Below are 19,404 nucleotides of genomic sequence, written 5' to 3'. Positions count from 1 at the left end.
AACGGGTTGACTCGGGCATGCTGACGAAAAAAGGCAAATACGGCCTCAAGGCCCTCGTGCATCTTTCCAATCTTCCGGTTGGCCAATTGGCCTTCGTCAACGACATCGCCGTCGCCAACAACATCCCGAAGAAATTCCTCGATGCCATACTGGGCGAATTGCGCAACGCCGGCTTCGTCCAGAGCCGCAAGGGCAAGGAAGGCGGCTATCGCCTCGCCCGCCCCGCTTCCGAGATCAAGATCGGCCATGTCGTGCGTGTGCTGGACGGTCCGCTGGCGCCTATACCTTGCGCCAGCCGCACGCAGTACCAGCGCTGCGAGGATTGCGACGAAGCGACCTGCCAGGTCCGGCACATGATGCTGGAAGTGCGCCAGGCGATCGCCGAGGTGCTGGACAACCGCAGCCTCGCCGCCATGCGCGATGCCGACAATGACGATTTTCCGGTCGAGTTGACATCCCAGATCTAGAGCGGCGCGAATGAGGCTGTCGAGGTTCACGAAATCCCGAAAAGTCCCCCGCAAGCCATCGGCAGCCAGCTTCCGCACCGAGATCATCGCCGACGTCTTTGTCCCCGAATATGCCGAGGACGTGCGCTTCTTCAGCCGCAGGCAACTTAACGCCGGCAAGCTCCGCCGCTTCTCCGCCAGGGATCTTCGCGAAAGCCTGGCCGCCCTCTTCTATCTCGCGGTCGCGGCGGTGCTGCCGGTGCGCTGGTGGTCGCCGATCTGCGATTGGGCGTCGCGGTTTCGCCTGAAGCGTCATATGCGCAAGGATTTCCCCGGATATGCCGCCGCAACGCGCGCGGTGCTCGGCAGCGACATCGATGCGCGCAAGCTGTTCGAGGCATTGCTCGCGGCGCGCCATCGCCGCCGCATGCAACTTGCCGCGCAGCTGGTCGCCCGTCGCTGGAGGCCGGCGATCCGGCTGGAAGGGCTCGAGGACTTGCAGGCCGCTTTGCAACGCGGCCATGGCGCGATCCTCTGGTGCGATCAGTTCACCGCCCAGACAATGATCGGCAAGCGCGCCATGCATGAGGCCGGCATCGAAGCGCATCAGGTCAGCGTCAACACGCATGGCGTTTCCGAGACGGCATTCGGCCAGCGCTTTCTCAATCCGTCAATGGTTCGTGTCGAGAACCGGTTCCTGAAAAGCCGGATCGTCTTCGACCGTGACGACGCCTATCAGGTCACCATCCGCATTCAGAAGATGCTGAGGCAGAACGGCGTCGTGATGATGACCAACACAATCCACGCCGGCTCGACCTTCACCGAAACCGCGCTTGGCGAAAGCGGCTGGACGCACCTTGCCTCGGCACCGGCGAATTTCGCCGCGCGCGGCAAGACGGCCCTGTTTGCGATGTCGACCTTCGAGGTCATTCCCTTCCGGGAATATCGCGCCGTCTTGAGCCCCGAGCTGGTGCCGGCGGCACCGGCGCTCCAGGCAGCGGACACAATCAGGGACGGCGCCAAGAACATGGCCTTGCAGGCACGCTACATCCTGCTCAAACGCGACCGCCTGCTGCAGGCGCTGAAAGAGTGCCCCGAGCAGATGATGTCCTGGTCGCGCCATGAGCGGTTGACGGAAGCCCAGGACGGCATCGGCATCAGCGCTGAAGAAGGCTCATGACGGGCGTATCAAGCGCATTGCCTGGGCGACGAGTTCGTCGACCGGCCGTGTCGCATCGAGCGTCAATGCCCGCTCGTCTTGCCCCGGCGGCTCAAGGATGGCGAACTGGCTGTCAACCAGGCTTGCCGGCATGAAATGGCCCTTGCGGTTGCCAACGCGCCGCCGCGCGGTGGCGGGATCGATCTCCAGATAGAGGAAGACGATATCAGGGCAAAAACCGCGCAGGCGCTCGCGATAACCGCGCTTCAGCGCCGAGCAGGCGGCGACCACACCTTGCCGCTTGCCGATCGATGCCTGGATCTGCTCGCCGATCGCGTCGAGCCAGCCTTCGCGCAGTTGATCGGTGAGCGGCTCGCCGCGTGCCATGCGGGCGACGTTTTCGGGCGGATGCAGCCTGTCGCCCTCGATGAAGACGGCACCGAGCGCGGTGGCCAGCGCGATGCCGACGGCTGACTTGCCGCAGCCGGCGACACCCATCACCACGATGGCCGGAGGCGCCAAACCGGAAGCGCCCGTCGGCGCCTGCGCTGCGTTTTCGTCCACCGTCAGCGGCTCGCCGGTGCGCGGCCATAAAGCAGGAGCATGGCGACGATGACGACGCCATAGATGATCTGCCGTCCCGCCTCCGGCATCTGCATGACCGAGAGGATGGATTGCAACAGCGTGATCAGGATCACGCCGGCGACGGTGCCGAGATAGGAGCCGCGCCCGCCCAGGATCGAGGTACCGCCCAGCACCACGGCTGCGATCGACGGTAGCAGATAGGCATCGCCCATCGACTGCGCCGCCTTGGAGGCGTAGCCGGCCAGCAGCACGCCGCCGAAGGCGGAGAGCCCTCCGGAGACAGCGAAGGCGATCATCACCACGCGTCTCGTGTCGATGCCGGAGAGATAGGCGGCACGCTCGCGGTTGCCGATGCCATAGACCGCGCGGCCGAAGCCGGTGCGCGTCAGCACGAACACCATCGCGATCCCTATAAGCGCCCAGATGATGACGGCGTTGGGGACGCCCGGAATGGTGAAGCCGGTGGCCAGGTAGCGCATGGCGCCGGTCGCCGAATCCTGTGGCGAGAAGCCGCCGGTATAGACCACCATCAGCCCTTGCGCGACGGCATTGGTGGCGAGCGTGATGATCATTGAGGGAATGCGCAAATAGGCGACGCCGATGCCGTTGACGATGCCGATCAGCACGCCGCAGAAGATGCCGAACGGGATCGCCAGCACCACCCCGGCCGGACCGTAGGCGGCCGCCGCGCAGGCCATCATCGCGCCCGCCGCCACCGACCACGGCACCGACAGGTCGATCTGGCCGAGCAGGATGACCAGCATCATGCCGGTGGCGATGACGCCGAGGAACGAGGCCACCTTGAGCTGCTGCAGGAGATATTCAGGCGACAGGAAGCTGCGCGAATAAAGACTGCCGACCAACAGCAGCACCACGATGCAGGCAAAGGCGGTCAGCACCGCCGGGTCGGCGCGGCGGATGAATTTCGGCATGCGGCCGGCAATGCCGCCCAAGGTCGTCTCGCTCACAGGAACCACTCCAGCCGGTTGCGGACCCGAAAAAGGGCGAAGGCGCCGAGGCTGACGGCGACCAGCAGGATAACGCCCTGGAACAGCGGCTGCCAGAGCGGATCGAAGTCGAACACGAACAACAGGTCGCCAATGGTGCGGAAGGCAAGGGCGCCGAAGATGGCGCCGATAGCGCTGCCCTTGCCGCCGAACAGCGACACACCACCCAGCACGACCGCCGCGATCGAGAACAACGTGTAGGAGTTGCCGCTCGCGTAGGCAGCCTCGCCCGTATAGGTGAAGAAGGTGAGGAACAGCCCGCCGATCGCCGCCAGCAGCCCGGCCAGCGTATAGGCGGCGAACTTGCCGCGCCGGATCGGCACGCCGGACATATAGGCCGCCGTTTCCGAAGAGCCCGCCGCGTATGCCGCGCGGCCGAGGATCGAGCGGCTGAACGGCACCCAGATCACCAGCACGATGGCGAGCAGCACCACCAGGCTCGCCGGCACAAAGCCGAACACGCGGCCGGTCAGCGCGTCGGCCAGGTCCTCATTGACCGAACCGCCCGGGAAAGGTCGCAACAACAGTCCGATGCCGTAGTAGACAGCCCCGGTGGCGATGGTGGCGACGATCGGCTGCAGCCGCCCATAGATGACGATGGCGCCGTTGACGGCGCCGCACAGAAGGCCCGCCACAAGCACGGCGATGACGCCGAGCGTGGTCTGCAACGGCGTGCCTACCACCAGCCAGGAGGCCAGGCAGTTGGTGAGCAGGAAGATCATGCCCACGGACAGGTCGATGCCGGAGGTGATGACGACCAGCGTCTGCGCCATGGCGACGAAGGCAAGCAGCACGCCCTTGTTCGCCGCCGTCTGCACGACATTGGCGGTGAAGCCCGCCGGGTGGTTCGAGGTGTAGATGACGAACATGACGATGAAGATGCCGAGAGCCAGCAACGTTCCGCGCTGCTCGGCCAGCCAGTAGCGCCAGTCTTTCACACGCTTGCTCCCAGGCCCACCGGGCTCTCCTCGCCATGGATGTTGAGCGCGCTCGCGATCAGCGCCCGCTCGGTGATCTCGCCGCCGACCAGCTCGCGCTTGACGGCGCCGTCATAGAGCACCAGGACCCGGTCGCAGCAGCCGATCAGCTCGTCATAGTCGGTCGAATAGAACAGGATCGCCGCGCCCGCATCCGCCAGCTTGCGCATCAGCTGATAGATCTCCTGTTTGGTGCCGACATCGATGCCGCGTGTCGGGTCGTTGAGCAGGATGATGCGCGGCTGGCGCATCAGCCATTTGGCGATCACCACCTTCTGCTGGTTGCCGCCCGACAGCGCGCCGACCGGAATGTCGAGGCCCGCCGTCTTGATCGCCAGCAGGCCGACCATGTCGTCGATCAGCCGCTGTTCGGTGGCGCGATCGATGATGCCGCCTTTCGACAGCCGGTCAAGCGCGGCGAAAGACAGGTTTTCGCGCACCGTCATCGGCAGCATCAGTCCTTCGGTCTTGCGGTCCTCCGGGATGAGCGCCATGCCGACGCTATCCTCGCGGGCCGCTGCCGGGCTGGTGATCGTCACTGGCTTGCCGTCGATCAGCACCTCGCCGGAGAGGCCGCGCAGCACACCGAAGAAGGCGAGCAGCAATTCGCGCTGGCCCTGGCCGTCCAGCCCGCCGAGGCCGACCACCTCGCCTGCCCCGGCTGTCAGCGAGATATCGTGCAGCCGGTCGGCCCAGGACAATCTGCGCGCCTCGAGCCGGGGGGCGGCGCCAGTGGGTGCCGCCGCCGGCTTGGGCGGAAAGATATGGCTGTATTCACGGCCTATCATCAGCTCGACCACCTCGTTGTCGCTCTTCGAGCCGGCCTCGTAGCTGGCGACATTGCGGCCATTGCGGAACACGGTGCAATGATCGGCCAGTTCGGCGATCTCATTCATGCGGTGCGAGATGTAGAGCAGCGCCAGCCCTTCCGAGCGCAGTCGTTTCAAGACGCCGAAGATCTTCGCGACATCCGCCGCCGTCAGCGCCGAGGTCGCTTCGTCGAGGATGAGGATGCGCGGTTTCCTGGCCAGCGCCTTGGCGATCTCCACCATCTGCCGTCGTGACAGCGGCAGGTCCTTGACCAGCGCCAGCGGATGGATGTCACCGGCACCCGCGCGCGCCAGCGCGTCCTCGGCGATGCGCCGCTGCGCCTTGCGGTCGATCATGCCGAAGCGTTTGGGCGGATCGGAAATGACGATGTTGTCGGCGACGCTGAGTTCGGGGATCAGCGACAGTTCCTGGAAGATGCAGACGATGCCGGCCTTGTTCGCCGCACCCGGCGACGCGAAGGTCACCTCGCGCCCGTCCAGCATCATGTGGCCCTCGTCGGGCGCCACGACACCGGCCATGACCTTGATCAGCGTCGACTTGCCGGCCCCGTTTTCACCGAGAATGGCGTGGATGCTGCCGGCCTCGACCGTCAGTTCGGCCTTTTCCAGCGCCCGCACGCCGCCATAGCGCTTGGACATGCCTTCCATGCGAAAGAGTGGAGCCGCACCGTCCATCAACCCTCCCAGGGCGATTGTGGGATTGCAGTCTGGGGCCGCGGGATCAGCCGCGGCGCCAGACGATAGAAAGCGACTACTGGTTTTCCTTGGTCTGCCCCATGATTTCCTGGGCGCTGAAATTGATGCCGCAGGTCGGGAAGGAATTGCCGACGAAGAAATTGTCGGACTCCTTCGGGAAGTAATCCGTGCCTTCCTTCATGTCCGGATCCGTGGCGACGGCCAGAGGCAGCTTCACCTCCTGCGGCACCACTTCGCCTTCGAGTGCCGCGATCGCCGTCTTGATGGCGACGGCGACCTGGGCCGGGCCCGAGCCGGCGGAGGTGCACTTCAGGCCATCGGCCGAATGCGCCGCGCAGAACTTGCGGAAGCCGTTTTCGGTCTCGCCGCCGAACGGCACGAACGGATGCTTGGCGTCCATCATCGCCTGCACGATGCCGGTGTCGCCGCCCTGGCCGGTGATGCCGTCGAACGGACCGTTGGTGGCGATCGCATCGGCGGTCACTTTCTGCGCCACGCCGTCATCCCATTTGCCGGCGACTTCGGTCACATCCCACTTCTTGCCGGAGGCGTCGAACACCTCATGGATGCCGTTGTGGCGATCGGTGTCGACGGAGGTGCCGGCGACGCCGCGCACTTCCAGGATCTTGCCGCCATTCGGGATCTTGGCGACCAGCCACTTGGCCCACAATTCGCCAAGTCCCTTCTGGTCGACATTGACGTTGATAGCGTCCTTGGTGTCGAGAATATTGTCGAAGGCGACCAGCACGATGCCGGCTTCCTTGGCGCGTTTGATGACCGGGCCGAAGGCGGTCGGGTTCTGCGCGTCGGTGACGATGGCGTCATAGCCGGAATCGATGAAGTTGTTGATCGCCGAAATCTGCGCCGGCACGTCCTCGCCCGTCGAGACGACCTTGAATTCCTTGATCTTTGCCTTCACGTCGGGCTGCGACGCATAGGCCTTGGCCGTCTGCACCATCTGGATGCGCCAGGTGTTGGCGATATAGCCATTGGCGAAGGCGATGCGGAACGGACCTTCCTTCTTCGGAAATTTGAAGAACTTGGTGTTCGCGTCCCAGGGCGCGAAACAGTCGGCCTGGGCGGCGGGACCGGAGACGATCTCCGGGCCGGCAGCCATGGCCGCCGAATTGAGCATGACGAATGCGCTGGCAGCAACGATGCCGCCGACAAGTGACTTGATCATCGATAATCCTCCCGATTGCAGTTCCGATTTGTCGGTTCAGTTTTTATGCGATTTCGCGCTCCCGGCTGGCACCTCCCGCCTTACCCAGTCACGCCTGCCAGATGCCGAAGACCTCGGCGATCCCTCCCCTTGCCGTCTCCTTCGGTTGGGAAAAGGCTATCATATTATACATAATAAACAAGCATGAGCTGTTGCTTATGTATAATAAACAGGCCCAACAGTTGAGTGGCGAAGCTCTCCAATGGAAAATGGTAGCGCTACCATGACGTTGTGTAAAGCGTCATTCGCGGGTGTTCTCGAAAGCGTGTTCAGCGGGCTGTGCTCTCGCGGCGCTTGAGCTCGAAGCCAAGGTCGACGACCCGCTGCCGCGGCCTGTCACCCGATATCGCCGCAAGCGCCATGGCCACCGCGCGCCTGCCGATTTCGTAGCGATGGGTGCGGATGCTGGTGACCGAAGGAAACGCCACCTGCATCATGTCGAGATCGTTGAAGCCGACAATGCCGATGGTCTTCGGCACCTCGATCGAGGCACGATGGCATTCGAACAGCACGCCGAGCGCGATGTCGTCATTGTTGCAGAACACGCCGTCGAGCGTCGGCATCTTGGCAAGCGCATCGCGGAAGAGTTCGCGGCCAAGCGGCACGCTGGACAGCACCGGCGTTGTGGTGATCAGGCGCGGGTCCGAGAGCCCGGCCTTCTCCATCGCCACCCGGTAACCAGCCAGGCGCCGCTGCGAGCGCGGGTCCATGCGTGCACCGATGAAGCCGATCCGGCGATACCCCGCCTCTATCAGGTGCTCGGTCGCCGTCCGGCCGCCATCGAGATGCGAGAAGCCGACCATCATGTCCACCGGATCGGGTCCGGTCTCCATCACCTGAACCACCGGGCAACCGGCATTCTCCAGGAGTTTTCGCGAAGCGGGCGTCTGGTCGATGCCGGCAATGATGAGCGCGGCCGGGCGTTGCGAACCGAACAGCTGCAGCAACCGCTCTTCCTCCAGTCCGGAATAATGCGTGTTGCCGAGCTGGATGCGGAACGGGCTGTCCGACAGGCAGTCATAGATGCCGCGCACCACCTCGGCGAAGACGTTGTTGGTCAGCGAAGGCACCAGTACGCCGAACACTTCGGCGCGCGCCGAGGCCAATGCACGCGCATTGGGGTCCGGCACATAGCCGAGTTCGTCGACGGCGGCCTGGATCTGACGGCGCAGTTCCTCGGAAACACGTGCCGGGTCGCGCAGTGCGCGTGAAACGGTGATCGCGCCGACGCCGGCCTTGCGTGCCACATCCGACAGGGTTGGGCGGCCACCGCCCCGGCGCGAACGCGGCTTGATCACGGTCTTGGCCCATGCGCATGGCCATCGAAGCGCGCCCGCAATGCGATCTTTCCAGCTGTCGCCATCTCACCGGCCTGTTGCCGCACCCATCCGCCCTGGCGTCGCGCAGTGACTGCCTGTTGTCAAGCCGAGCCACGGAATGGCCGCGCTTGGCCTTCCTCAGGCGGCGACGGCAGCCCTGTGCCTTGCCTTCCACATGAACAGTCCGATCGCCAGTATGTTCAAGAGGTTCCAGGCGATGCCGTTCAGGAACGCGGCGGCATAGGAGCCGGTCAGGTCGTAGATCCAACCCGACATCCAACCGCCGATCGCCATGCCGAAAATCGTCGCCATCATCACGATGCCGATGCGCTGGCCGGCCTCCTTGGCGGGCAGGTATTCGCGCACGATGATCGCATAGCAAGGCACGATACCGCCTTGGGACAGGCCGAAGACCAGCGACACGACATAGAGCGAGGCGAGCCCGTCGAACGGGATATAGAACAGCAGCGACAGGCATTGCAGCACGGAGCCGATAAGCAAGGTTTTGACACCGCCGATGCGGTCGGCGACAAAACCCGAGGCGAGCCGGCTGACGACGCCCGCGGCCATCATGATCGACAGCATGTCGGCGCCATGCGCCATGCCGTAGCCCAGATCCATGCAATAGGCGACGATGTGCACTTGCGGCATCGACATCGCCACGCAGCAGCCCAGTCCCGCGACGACCAGCAGCATCTGCATTGCGGCCGGAGACATTGGCATCGGCTGCACGGACCGGCTTCCGGCCGGGCCGGCGGCTGCCGCTTCCGGAGCGCCGCGGCGCAGCAAAAGCACCAGCGGCACCATGGTGACCAGGCAGAAGACGCCGATGGCGGCATAGGTGAAGCGCCAGCCTTCCGCCTTGATCAGCGTCGGCATGATGGTCGGCCAGATCGCTCCGGCGAGGTAGTTGCCGGCCGCGGCCGCGGTGACGGCGACGCCGCGGCGGCGATTGAACCAGTGCGATATATCGGCGATCAACGGCCCGAAGATCACCGATGTGCCGAGACCGATCAGCACGCCTTGGGCAAGGGTGAATTGCAGGATCGAGGTCGACAAAGCCGCGAGCAGAAGGCCGGCGGAGAGCGCGATCGAGGAAAACAGCGCCGGAATCCAGTAACCCATGCGGTCGATGGCGCGGCCGACCAGCACATTGCCGGCGGCAAAGCCGACCATGGTCGCGGTGTAAGGCATGGATGCCGCGGCGCGGTCGACGCCGAACTCGGCCTGTACCGCAGGCAGCACCACGACGACGGCCCACATGCCGACCGCACCGATCGTCGCCAGCAGCATCGAGATGGCTAGACGCATCCAGGCGTAGGAACTGTCGATACCGGGGCTGGGCCGGCTCAAGTCGGTTCGTGACAAAGGCGTTTCCTGTCGGCGGCCTCAACCGCTGCTGTTTTGGCCACTATCGACGCATTCTCGGCGCACAGCAGCGCCACGGCGGGCAAATCCGTGGCTCCAGGGAGGTACGAGCGCGGGAACCGGCGCCAGCATCTGGAGTTTCCGATCGATAACCCGCAAAGGAGTCCAGCCATGACCGCCACCAAGCAGAAATGGTCAGCCGAGGTGACCGAGCACAGCGATGCGATGGATCTCGAGGACCACGTGTTCGAATCCGACGACGCCAAGAAGATCGCCGCCTCGCTCAAGCGTTCGGCCGAACACAGCCACCGCCGCAAGGCCGAGCCCTTCCAGTCCGCCATGTCGATGCTGAATTTCTACATCAACAGGGCCGGAAAAAACCTGCCCGCGGCTCGCAAGAAGATCCTCGAGGACGCCAAGGACGAATTGCGTGCGGCATTCGGGCGGCCAAAAGAGGATTAGGCTTTCGCCGCCAATGGCTCCTCAAGCTTGTTCCTCACCCCATCAAAAACGAGGTGAGGAACCGTTTATTACCGCTATCCAGCCGGTAGGCGCCCTATTGTCTGATCTCGGGTTCGACAAGCTTGGCCAGGTTCCGCAGCGACTCCTGCCAGCCGAGATAGCAGGCTTCGGCGGGAATGGCGTCTGGAATGCCGGCTTGTGTGATGTTCACTTCGGTGCCCACGGACACTTTCTTCAGCGTCACGGTCACCTGGATCTCGCCGGGCAGGTTGGGATCGTCGAACCTGTCGGTGTAGCGCAGGAGTTCGCCCGCGACGAGCTCGACATACTCACCGCCAAACGAATGGCTGTCGCCAGTGGTGAAGTTGCGGAACGACATCTCGAAGGTACCGCCGACCTTGCCCTCGAAGTGATGAACCGTGCAGGTGAAGCCGTTCGGCGGAAGCCATTTGGCAAGCGCATCGGCCTCGAGGAACGCGCGGTAGACCTTCTCCGGGCTGGTGGTCAGGACGCGGTGCAGACGTACGGTGCTGGGCATGTCGATACTCCTTCGTGGTCTCTGTTCGATGCCCCAAGGACGGGCACCACACTGCCGATCCGACACAGGCTTTTGAATTTTTTGCGGTGCGGCCCCGAATTGCTTCGAGTTCCAAGGCGCGAACACCCGCGCCCAACGGCCGTGTCGCGGAAATCTATCGCGAACGGATGACGTTGTCGGTATTGGCCAGCAGCTTGCGCACGGCATTGCGCGCCGCATCCGGCCGCTGCAGGCGGATGTTCTTTTCGATTGCCTCGTGCATCTTCTGGGCGAGCTGCAAATCGTCGAGCTCCCGGGTCGTGTAGGCAAACAGGTGATCGAAGGCGGATTCGATCAGCACGCCGAGCGGCACCAGCAGATCATTGCCCGAGGCACGCAATATGGCGAGGTGGAAGCGGGTGTCGGCACGGGTCCGTTCCTGCAAGCTTTTCGCCTCGCCCATCTCCCGGCAGGCCTGGCTGATCTCGGCCATCTGCTCGTCGGTGCGCCGCATGGCGGCGAATGCGGTCGCTTCCGGCTCGATGATGTGGCGGAATTCCTGCACCGTCTTCAGGAAAACCTCGCGGTCGGGCGACGTCGCGTACCAGGCGAGCACATCGCGGTCGAGCAGGTTCCAGCGTTCCCTGGGTTCGACCCAGCTGCCGATCTTGGGGCGCGATGCGAGCAGGCTCTTGGCCATCAGCATCTTGATCGCCTCGCGCACCGCCGAGCGGCTGACGCTGAACGTCTCCGACCATTTGGCCTCATTGGGCAGGATGGTGCCGGGCGGATAATCGCCGCGCACGATCCTGAGCCCAATCTCGCTGGCCAGTGATGTGTGCACGCTGGAGCCCGGAATACGTGCCGCGTCGGCTCGCCGAACACCGGCCGGACGATCGGCGGCTGCAGCCTTTTTCGGCGATTTTTCCTTGTTCGGCTTCGCGTCCCGCATGCAGTCCAGAAAGGCCGGTTTAGGGAGGCTGTCAAGCGCGGTGCGGGCGTGGGGCCACAAAGCCGGCCTCTATGCACAACCCAGCCGCGATTCCACCACGCTCAGGCGGTCTTGACGTATTTGCGCCAGCTGTGCTCCGGGCGGAAGCCGAGCATGTCGCGCGCCTTGCGGTTCGACAGCAGCGTCTCGTATTCACCGAGTTCGCCCTTGACCGGCACGTCGGGATAGAACCGCTTCAGGAGTTCGGCGGTCGGCAGATCGGACGAGGTGTCGTCATTGGCGGCATTGAACACCTGGTAGCCCAGCCCATCCTTCTCGACGGCACGCAGCGTGATCTGGCCAAGGTCCCGGGCATCGATGTAGCTCCAGGCGATACGCCTGCGAAAACCAGGATCGGCGAACCATTTCGGAAACAGCGAATACTCATGCGGCTCGATGACGTTGCCGATGCGCAAGGCATAGATATCCGTGCCATTGCGCTGCGCGAAAGCGCGCGCGGTCTTCTCGTTGACGATCTTTGACAGCGCATAGCTGTCCATCGGGTCGACGTCATAGTCCTCGTCGAGCGGGAAATACGCGGGATCGCGCGGCTCGTTGGCGAACACCAGGCCGTAGGTCGTCTCGCTGGAAGCGATGATCACCTTGCGGATGCCGAGCTTCACCGCCGCCTCGATGATGTTGTAGGTGCCCATTGCATTGATGCGGAACACCTCGTTGTCGGGCGTGATCATGATGCGTGGAATGGCAGCGAAATGCACCACGGCGTCCACTGGCTGCGGGCGTAGCGAGGGGTCGAATTCGTGCAGCCCCATATAGCTCGACAGCGCGTTGAACACCTGGCCGCTGTCGGTGATGTCGGTGATCAGCGTGCGCACCTTGGGGTTGTCGAGCGGCCTGGTGTCGATGTTGAGCACCTGGCAACCCTGCTCCACCAGATATTGCACGACGTGGCGCCCAGCCTTGCCGCTGCCGCCGGTGAACATGATCCGCTTTGTCATTTCTGGTCTCCACGAAAGTCCTGGGATTTACGTGTATTGTCAGACAATATTGCTTTCTGCAACCGTCTATGGCTAAAACAGCGGCGACATTATCGATAATCACGCAACAGGACAGACAGCATGAACACGACCGCTACGGGTGAGAAGATCGGCTTTGTCGGCCTTGGATTGATGGGGCACGGCATCGCCAAGAACATCGTCGACAAGGGATATTCCCTGACCTTCCTCGGCCGCAAGAACCGCAAACCGGCGGAGGATCTTCTCGGCCGAGGCGCTCGTGAGGCATCGACTTCCCGCGATGTGGCGGCGGCATCCGATATCGTCTTCATCTGCGTCACCGGCTCGCGCGAGGTGGAGGCTATCATTCGCGGTCCCGATGGCCTCAAGCAGGGTTTGAAGAAGGGGGCGGTCGTCGTCGACTGCTCGACATCGGATCCGGTCTCGACCGTGGCACTTGCCGCGGAACTCAAGGCGCTCGGCGTCGACTATGTCGACGCGCCGCTCAGCCGCACGCCGAAGGAAGCCTGGGAAGGCACGCTCGACGCCATGGTCGGCGCGCCCGATGCCGTCTTTGCCAGGGTCAAGCCGGTGATCGACACCTGGGCCGGCCGCATCGTGCATGTCGGCGATACCGGAGACGGCCACCGCATGAAGCTGCTCAACAATTTCATCTCGCTGGGCTACGCCGCCCTTTATTCCGAGGCCTTGGCACTGGCGGAGAAGGTCGGCATCTCGCCGCCGCGTTTCGACAGCGTCATCCGCAATGGCCGCATGGATTGCGGCTTCTATCAGACCTTCATGCGCTGGACGCTGGAAGGCGACCGCGACGCCCACAAATTCACCATCGCCAATGCCTTCAAGGACCTGACCTATCTGGAATCGATGGCGGGGGCGGCGGGCATCGCCAATCCGCTCGGCAACGCCACCAAGAACGCCTTCGCCGGCGCTCACGCAACCGGCCCGGCCGAGCAGTTCGTGCCGATGCTGGCCACGCACATCGCCAAGGTCAATGGCATCGACCTGATGCCGACGAAGGATGGAAGGAAGCAGACGATCTGAGACCCGGACGGTCGGCTGGCCTTAGCGCCGGCCCCTTCCGATCCCCTCATCGGTGTCGGCAAGCAGCTTGTGCACGGCGTTGCGCGCCGCGGCTGGCCGCTGCAGGCGGATGCTTTTCTCGATCGCCTCGTGCAGTTTCTGTGCCCGCCGTTGATCGCCGACCTGGCGTGTGGTGAAGATGAAGAGATGGTCGAGCGCCGATTCGATCAACACGCCGAGCGGCACCAGAAGGTCGTTGCCCGAGGCCCGCAGGATGGCGAGGTGGAAGCGCGTGTCGGCACGGATGCGCTCGGGCAGGTTGGCCGCCTCGCCCATCTCCCGGCAGGCCAGGCTGATCTCGGCCATCTGCTCGTCGCTGCGCCGTATTGCGGCAAAGGCGGATGCTTCCGGTTCGATGATGTGGCGGAACTCCTGCACGGTGCGAAGGAACGCTTCGCGATCCGGCGCGGTCGCGTACCAGGCCAGCACGTCGCGGTCGAGCAGGTTCCAGCGCTCCTTCGGCTCGACCCAACTCCCGATCTTTGGCCGCGACGCCAGAAGGCTCTTGGCCATCAGCATCTTGATCGCCTCGCGCACCGCCGAACGGCTGACATTGAAGGTTTCGGCCCATTTGGCCTCATTGGGCAGGATGCTGCCAGGCGGATAGTCGCCGCGCACGATCCTGAGGCCAATCTCGCTGGCGAGCGAGGCATGGACGCTGGACCCGGGAAAGTGCGCCGCATCCACCCTGCGCATGGCTGCCGGGTCGTGGCTGGCTTGCGCCTTGGCCCGGCCGGCTTTTTTCTTTGCCTTCTCGTCCGGCATCCACGTTCCAATAGGTCGGCCGCCAGTCACCCGGATTGATCCAAACCCGCGCGGCGCACCGATCCCGTTGCCGAAAATCCAAACCACTGACGCGTCAAAGCCGGGCTCCGATAGCCCCAACCAAGGCGTCCTGTTGAAGAATTGGAGGAAACGGGGCGCTCGTTGGCGAGCGCCCCGAAATCGCGGCCTATTTCTGGATGCAGGTGTCGACCGTGTCCTTGGTGCATTCGTCGAGACCGGTGAAGACCGGATCGTCAACCTTCTTGCCTTCGACCAGGTCGATCATCACCGATGGTGCCTTGTACCCCATTTCGAAGGGCCGCTGGCCGACCAGAGCGGTGACAAGGCCGTCCCTGGCGATGGCCACCTCGTCGCCGATCGTGTCGGCGGCGCCGATGACGAAGTCGTTCTTGGCCAGCCGGTCCTTGAGCGGTCCGACCAGGTCGCGGTAGGGCTGCGGCGCGCCGAACAGCGGCCAGCCGCCCATGATGCCGAACGCGTCGAGCTTGGGATTGGCGGCGAGGATGTCGGTCATCGCCTGAACGCCCTTGGCTCCGTCGTCATTGGTGAATACCGGGCAGCCGGCGACTTCCGTCCAGCCGCCTTCGCCGGCAAGTGCCGTGAGGCCTTCCTTGCCCGTCAGCGCGTCGCGCATGCCTTGCGCGCGACGCAAGATGTTGTCGGCCGCCGGATTGCCCTCGATGGTGCAGATCGTGCCACCATTCGGCTTGGCCTTCTTGATGTACTCGCCGATCTTCTTGCCCATCAGGTAGTTGTCGGTGCCGAGATAGGTCTTGCGCAGTGCCGCGTCTTCCTTGGCGAGGTCGGCGTCGACGGTCATGATCGGGATCGACGGATTGGCGCTCTTGATCGTCTGTGCGATCAGTGGCGCGTTGGACGGCGAGATCGCCATCGCCACCGTGTCGGCCTTGCTCAGCATATCCTGCACGATCTGCGCCTCGCCGGCTTCGTCGGAAGTCGATGCCGGGCCGGTGTAGAAGCATTCATATTCCGAGCTGGCGTTTTCCTTGTTCCATTTCTCGCAGCCCTGGTGGATGGCCTCGAAGAACGGATTGTCGAGACCTTTCACCACGATGACGAGCTGCTTCTTGGCCAAAGCCGGCCCGGCGCCCAACGCCATGGCGGCGACGGCGGCGAGCAATACTGTTTTCCTCATGTCAGTCCTCCCTTTGCAACCAGACGGACACGGCGTGCCCGCCACACAAACCAGCCAGGATGCGAGATGACTGAGACGCGTGCGCCCATTCAATCCGGCCAGGCCGATAAGCATTTTCAGATGCGACCCTCCCAGCGACGACGCTGCACGATCGCCAAAACCTTCTTGCCGTTGGCGCCGCCGATGGCGTCGTCAAAGCCGGCATGTCTTCCTCCGACGCTCAACTAATAACGGCTTGCCGCCAACGTCAATGCTATTTGTCCTACAAAACTGATTTTTCAAATTCCGCACGGCACTATTCGTCTGACAATTGCCCGTTCGACAATTGACGCCCGCGATGCCATTCGCGTAAATGACCGCATCGCTGCCCCCGGGAGGAGCTGGGGAAAGCCAATGGAAGCTGTCGCCTGTCCGCGTGCGGATGGGCCAGGCATGGGAGGCAAAGACGGGTGGCGGTTCTCGAACTCACCAACATCTCGAAGCATTTCGGCGCCATCCAGGCGGTCAACGACGTGTCGCTGTCGATCGAGCCCGGAGAGGTCGTCGGCCTGATGGGCGACAACGGCGCCGGCAAGTCGACGCTGGTCAAGATGATCGCCGGCAATTTCCGCCCGAGCCATGGCACGATGCGCATGGACGACAAGGAACTCATCCTGCACAAGCCGGTCGAGGCGCGCCAGCACGGCATCGAGATCGTTCACCAGGACCTGGCGCTCTGCAACAATCTGACGGCGGCGGCCAATGTCTATCTCGGCCGCGAACTGCGCCGTGGCGTCGGCCCGTTCCGCATCCTCGACTATGCGGCGATGTACAAGCGCGCCGGCCATATCTTCGCCGAGCTGAAATCCGAGACGCGCCCGCGCGATCTCGTCAAGCAGATGTCGGGCGGACAGCGCCAGGCCGTGGCGATCGCCCGCACCATGCTGTCGCAGGCCAAGATCGTGCTGATGGACGAGCCGACGGCGGCGATCTCGGTGCGGCAGGTCGCCGAAGTGCTCAACCTCATCCGCAACCTGCGTAACCAGGGCATCGCCGTGGTGCTGATCAGCCACCGCATGCCCGACGTCTTCGACGTCGCGGACCGCGTCATCGTGATGCGGCGCGGCAGGAAGGTCGCCGACAAGGCGATCGCGTCGAGCTCGCCCGAGGAAGTCACCGGGCTGATCACCGGCGCCATCGAGCAGGCGGCGTGAGAGGGATAAAACCGGGTTTCATTGCGCTGGCGCGTTTCGCTGCCGGCAGGAAAGGTCGATAATGGCAGTCACCCTTGACCAGACGATCGCGCAGAAGCAGCACACTTTCCTGTCGCGCCTGTTCTCCAGCCAGACTTTCTGGGTGGTGGTCGCCGTCATCCTGGCCTGCATTTTCCTGTCCTTCGCCACCGATGCCTTCGCCACCTCGAAGAACCTCTACAACATCACCCGCAACATCACCTTCGTCGCCATCGTGGCGCTCGGCATGACCTTCGTCATCATCACCGGTGGCATCGACCTGTCGGTCGGCTCTGTGCTGTGCCTGTGCTCGATGGTGCTGGCCGTCACCATGCATGCCGGCTATTCGATCGAGATCGGCATTCTGGCCTCGATCGCCACCGCGCTCGTCATCGGCGCCTTCAACGGCATTTTTATCGCCTATCTGGGCTTTCCGCCCTTCGTGGTGACGCTCGGCATGCTGTCGATCGCCCGCAGCCTCGCCATGGTCGCCTCCAACAACACCGTCGTCTTCCAGTTCGGCCCGGACCACGACAAGCTTCTGGCACTCGGCGGCGGCGCCTGGGTGTTCGGCATCGCCAATCCGGTGCTCTACACGATCCTTTTGGCCCTGATCACCGGTTTTGTCCTGCGCTGGACGAAGTTCGGCCGGCATATCTTTGCCATTGGCGGCAACGAGCACGCCGCGACGCTGACCGGCGTGCCGGTGCGCCAGATCAAGGTCGCCGTCTACATGATCTCGGCGCTGTCGGCCGGCATTGCCGGCATTATCGAAACCGGCTGGCTCGGCGCTGTCACCACCAATCTCGGCAACGGCATGGAACTGCAAGTGATCGCCGCCACCGTCATCGGTGGCGCCAATTTGGCCGGCGGCGTCGGCACCGCCTTTGGCGCCATCGTCGGTGCCGCCCTCATCGAGGTGATCCGCAACAGCCTTGGCCTGCTCGGCATCAACGCCTTCTGGCAGGGCACCTTCATCGGCGGCGCCATCCTGCTGGCGGTTCTGTTCGACCGCATCCGCAATTTCAGGCGCAGCGATTGAGGGGCTCTTCGCCGTCGAAGCGCTATTCGTTCTGATCCTATCGCTCAGTCTGAAAATCGGCCGAAGCCAACCTCCATTGGTAGCGGCCAACAGCCGATGCCTTGACGGATGCCGAAAACCGGCCGCACAATCCTCCCTGCAAGCGAAGGGAGGCCAGTCGCTTGCGGGAGGATATGCCATGACGGAAGCGATCAGGCTCTACTGGGGCCGGTTCGGACATGTTTCTGTCCTGAATGTCGCGAGCGACTTCGTCACCCATGCCCATGTCGAGGCGCATCTGATCATCTGGCTCGAAGGCACCGCCGGCGAAATGACCATCGGCCGCGAGACGGTCCGCCTCGGCCCTCGCACAGCCGCCGGCATCAATTCCTTCCAGCCCCACAGCCACGTCCTGTCGCAAAACGGGACGCCCGGTCTGTTTCTCGCCTTCTACATCGATCCCGACTGGGCCCGCCGCCGGCGCGACCTGCCATCCAGCGCGCCGCTGTTTTCGCGGGCGGCGATCGCGCTCGAGCCTTGGCTGCACCAGGCGGCCGCCAGCCTGCTCGACCATCTCACCGACAATGAGAGCGTCGACGATGTCGCCAACTACGAGATCGAGCGATTCATCGACTCTGTGCTCGATGCCGCCGACGCCTCGGCGCCGCAGGAAGCGCGCGGCCGCATAAACACCGTGCAGGATTTCCGCGTTCGCAAGGCGATCCAGCTGATGAAGGCCAATGTCTGCGAACGCATCTCCTTCGACGACGTTGCCCGCGCCGTTGGTCTTTCGCGGCCGCATTTCTTCGCCTTGTTCAAGGAACAGACCAACCTCACGCCCAACGTCTATTGGAACACGCTGCGTATGGAGGAAGCGGTGCGGCAGTTGCAATGGTCGCGGGAGCCGCTGATCTCGGTCGCCTGCAATCTCGGCTTCACCACGCAAGGCAATTTCTCGCGCTTCTTCCGTGACCATGTCGGCGTGCCGCCGACGCTCTACCGCGAGGCCGCGCGGGCAATGGCCTGAGCCGGCAGCCATCTGTTTTTCAGACTGGTTGATAGATGCTCAAGACGCATTGATAAGCGCTGTGCGCGCTAGCGCCCTACCCTTGCCGCAACGAAATTCGCAAGGGAACATCATATGCCCAAAGTCACCATTTCCAGCGTGATCGACGCACCGGTCGAAAAGGTTTGGGCGCGCATACGCGACTTCAACGGGTTGCCGGGTTGGCATCCACGCATGGTCGAGAGCCATATCGAAGACGGCAAGGATGCCAGCACGATCGGCTGCGTGCGCAACTTCCAGCTGGCCAGCGGTGCCCGCCTGCGCGAAAAACTGCTCGACTTCTCCGATGACAATTTCCTCGTCAGCTATTCCATCCTGGAAACGCCGCAGCCCCTCACCAACCACAGGGCGACGCTGCAGCTCAGGCGCGTCACCGACGGCGACCGCACCTATGCCGAATGGACCGCCAGCTTCGACGCAGCACCCGAAGAAGCCGACAAGCTGGCCGAGGGCATGGGCGCCAATGTCTTCCAGGGCGGCTTCAACGCCCTGAAGAGCCATTTCGCCGGCCAGAGTTGAGGAGCGGGC

Annotated in this window: 20 protein-coding genes; 8 read left to right on the top strand and 12 right to left on the bottom strand. The window is 63.7% G+C overall.

The annotated features are described in order from the left end of the window. Nucleotides 1-17 precede the first annotated feature (17 nt). Together LB571_RS11985 and LB571_RS11980 are read left to right on the top strand one after the other, a co-directional pair. A complete protein-coding gene (locus tag LB571_RS11985) occupies nucleotides 18-467 on the top strand; it encodes an RrF2 family transcriptional regulator (RefSeq protein ID WP_023769580.1) in 450 nt (149 codons plus the stop codon). Between the two features lie 10 nt (nucleotides 468-477). Further along, nucleotides 478-1,626 carry a hypothetical protein gene (locus tag LB571_RS11980; protein WP_224594685.1) on the top strand — a complete coding sequence of 383 codons (1,149 nt, stop codon included), beginning with the start codon at nucleotides 478-480 and terminating at the stop codon, nucleotides 1,624-1,626. Here the strand turns inward: LB571_RS11980 and LB571_RS11975 are convergent. The 7 genes from LB571_RS11975 to LB571_RS11945 all read right to left on the bottom strand — a co-directional run bounded on the left by LB571_RS11975 (nucleotide 1,621) and on the right by LB571_RS11945 (nucleotide 9,609). Further along, nucleotides 1,621-2,169 (bottom strand): gluconokinase, encoded by a 549-nt coding sequence (locus LB571_RS11975; RefSeq protein WP_224594684.1) that lies wholly within the window; start codon nucleotides 2,167-2,169, stop codon nucleotides 1,621-1,623. The two genes, LB571_RS11980 and LB571_RS11975, sit on opposite strands and share 6 nt — an antisense overlap. A gap of 2 nt (nucleotides 2,170-2,171) precedes the next feature. Beyond that, a complete protein-coding gene (locus LB571_RS11970; RefSeq protein WP_015317118.1) occupies nucleotides 2,172-3,158 on the bottom strand; it encodes an ABC transporter permease in 987 nt (328 codons plus the stop codon). After that, complete coding sequence (locus tag LB571_RS11965; protein ID WP_015317117.1) at nucleotides 3,155-4,135, bottom strand: ABC transporter permease; 981 nt, start codon at nucleotides 4,133-4,135, stop codon at nucleotides 3,155-3,157. The genes LB571_RS11970 and LB571_RS11965 overlap by 4 nt, the downstream gene beginning before the upstream one ends. Continuing rightward, nucleotides 4,132-5,679 carry a sugar ABC transporter ATP-binding protein gene (locus LB571_RS11960; RefSeq protein ID WP_140873252.1) on the bottom strand — a complete coding sequence of 516 codons (1,548 nt, stop codon included), beginning with the start codon at nucleotides 5,677-5,679 and terminating at the stop codon, nucleotides 4,132-4,134. The genes LB571_RS11965 and LB571_RS11960 overlap by 4 nt, the downstream gene beginning before the upstream one ends. Before the next feature lie 76 nt (nucleotides 5,680-5,755). Then, a complete protein-coding gene (locus LB571_RS11955; RefSeq protein WP_015317115.1) occupies nucleotides 5,756-6,883 on the bottom strand; it encodes a sugar ABC transporter substrate-binding protein in 1,128 nt (375 codons plus the stop codon). Nucleotides 6,884-7,191: 308 nt separating this feature from the next. Further along, nucleotides 7,192-8,220 carry a LacI family DNA-binding transcriptional regulator gene (locus LB571_RS11950; RefSeq protein ID WP_140873250.1) on the bottom strand — a complete coding sequence of 343 codons (1,029 nt, stop codon included), beginning with the start codon at nucleotides 8,218-8,220 and terminating at the stop codon, nucleotides 7,192-7,194. Between the two features lie 159 nt (nucleotides 8,221-8,379). Continuing rightward, nucleotides 8,380-9,609: an MFS transporter gene (locus LB571_RS11945; protein ID WP_140714483.1), complete on the bottom strand. Its 1,230-nt coding sequence runs from the start codon at nucleotides 9,607-9,609 to the stop codon at nucleotides 8,380-8,382. 171 nt (nucleotides 9,610-9,780) lie between these two features. Between LB571_RS11945 and LB571_RS11940 the strand changes: the two genes are divergently transcribed. After that, the gene (locus LB571_RS11940) at nucleotides 9,781-10,071 is read left to right on the top strand and encodes a DUF3175 domain-containing protein (protein WP_015317112.1); all 291 of its coding nucleotides are present in this window, start codon (nucleotides 9,781-9,783) and stop codon (nucleotides 10,069-10,071) included. Between the two features lie 94 nt (nucleotides 10,072-10,165). On the opposite strand, the gene LB571_RS11935 is transcribed toward LB571_RS11940, so the two are convergent. The 3 genes from LB571_RS11935 to LB571_RS11925 form a co-directional block, all read right to left on the bottom strand. Further along, nucleotides 10,166-10,609, bottom strand: a complete 444-nt coding sequence (locus LB571_RS11935) for an SRPBCC family protein (RefSeq protein ID WP_140873248.1) — start codon at nucleotides 10,607-10,609, stop codon at nucleotides 10,166-10,168. A 154-nt stretch (nucleotides 10,610-10,763) separates the two neighbouring features. Beyond that, entirely contained in the window at nucleotides 10,764-11,540 is a 777-nt protein-coding gene (locus tag LB571_RS11930; protein WP_140615504.1) for a FadR/GntR family transcriptional regulator, read from the bottom strand. Between the two features lie 101 nt (nucleotides 11,541-11,641). Then, nucleotides 11,642-12,538: an NAD-dependent epimerase/dehydratase family protein gene (locus tag LB571_RS11925; protein ID WP_224594683.1), complete on the bottom strand. Its 897-nt coding sequence runs from the start codon at nucleotides 12,536-12,538 to the stop codon at nucleotides 11,642-11,644. Between the two features lie 120 nt (nucleotides 12,539-12,658). On the opposite strand from LB571_RS11925, the gene LB571_RS11920 reads away from it, so the two are divergent. Further along, a complete protein-coding gene (locus LB571_RS11920) occupies nucleotides 12,659-13,597 on the top strand; it encodes an NAD(P)-dependent oxidoreductase (protein ID WP_224594680.1) in 939 nt (312 codons plus the stop codon). Nucleotides 13,598-13,618: 21 nt separating this feature from the next. Here the strand turns inward: LB571_RS11920 and LB571_RS11915 are convergent, their stop codons facing one another. Both LB571_RS11915 and LB571_RS11910 read right to left on the bottom strand, forming a co-directional pair. Continuing rightward, entirely contained in the window at nucleotides 13,619-14,401 is a 783-nt protein-coding gene (locus LB571_RS11915; protein WP_140615498.1) for a FadR/GntR family transcriptional regulator, read from the bottom strand. A 187-nt stretch (nucleotides 14,402-14,588) separates the two neighbouring features. Continuing rightward, nucleotides 14,589-15,578 (bottom strand): sugar-binding protein, encoded by a 990-nt coding sequence (locus tag LB571_RS11910; RefSeq protein WP_140615496.1) that lies wholly within the window; start codon nucleotides 15,576-15,578, stop codon nucleotides 14,589-14,591. 449 nt (nucleotides 15,579-16,027) lie between these two features. On the opposite strand from LB571_RS11910, the gene LB571_RS11905 reads away from it, so the two are divergent. The 4 genes from LB571_RS11905 to LB571_RS11890 all read left to right on the top strand — a co-directional run bounded on the left by LB571_RS11905 (nucleotide 16,028) and on the right by LB571_RS11890 (nucleotide 19,395). Beyond that, complete coding sequence (locus LB571_RS11905) at nucleotides 16,028-16,771, top strand: ATP-binding cassette domain-containing protein (protein WP_140615494.1); 744 nt, start codon at nucleotides 16,028-16,030, stop codon at nucleotides 16,769-16,771. A gap of 61 nt (nucleotides 16,772-16,832) precedes the next feature. Further along, nucleotides 16,833-17,831: an ABC transporter permease gene (locus tag LB571_RS11900; RefSeq protein WP_015317104.1), complete on the top strand. Its 999-nt coding sequence runs from the start codon at nucleotides 16,833-16,835 to the stop codon at nucleotides 17,829-17,831. A gap of 178 nt (nucleotides 17,832-18,009) precedes the next feature. Continuing rightward, a complete protein-coding gene (locus LB571_RS11895) occupies nucleotides 18,010-18,837 on the top strand; it encodes a helix-turn-helix domain-containing protein (protein WP_015317103.1) in 828 nt (275 codons plus the stop codon). 114 nt (nucleotides 18,838-18,951) lie between these two features. Continuing rightward, the gene (locus LB571_RS11890; protein ID WP_224594677.1) at nucleotides 18,952-19,395 is read left to right on the top strand and encodes an SRPBCC family protein; all 444 of its coding nucleotides are present in this window, start codon (nucleotides 18,952-18,954) and stop codon (nucleotides 19,393-19,395) included. Nucleotides 19,396-19,404 lie beyond the last annotated feature (9 nt).

Source organism: Mesorhizobium sp. BR1-1-4 (assembly GCF_020165375.1).
Classification (GTDB): Bacteria; Pseudomonadota; Alphaproteobacteria; order Rhizobiales; family Rhizobiaceae; genus Mesorhizobium; species Mesorhizobium australicum.
This window is presented reverse-complemented; position numbering and strand designations above follow the sequence as displayed.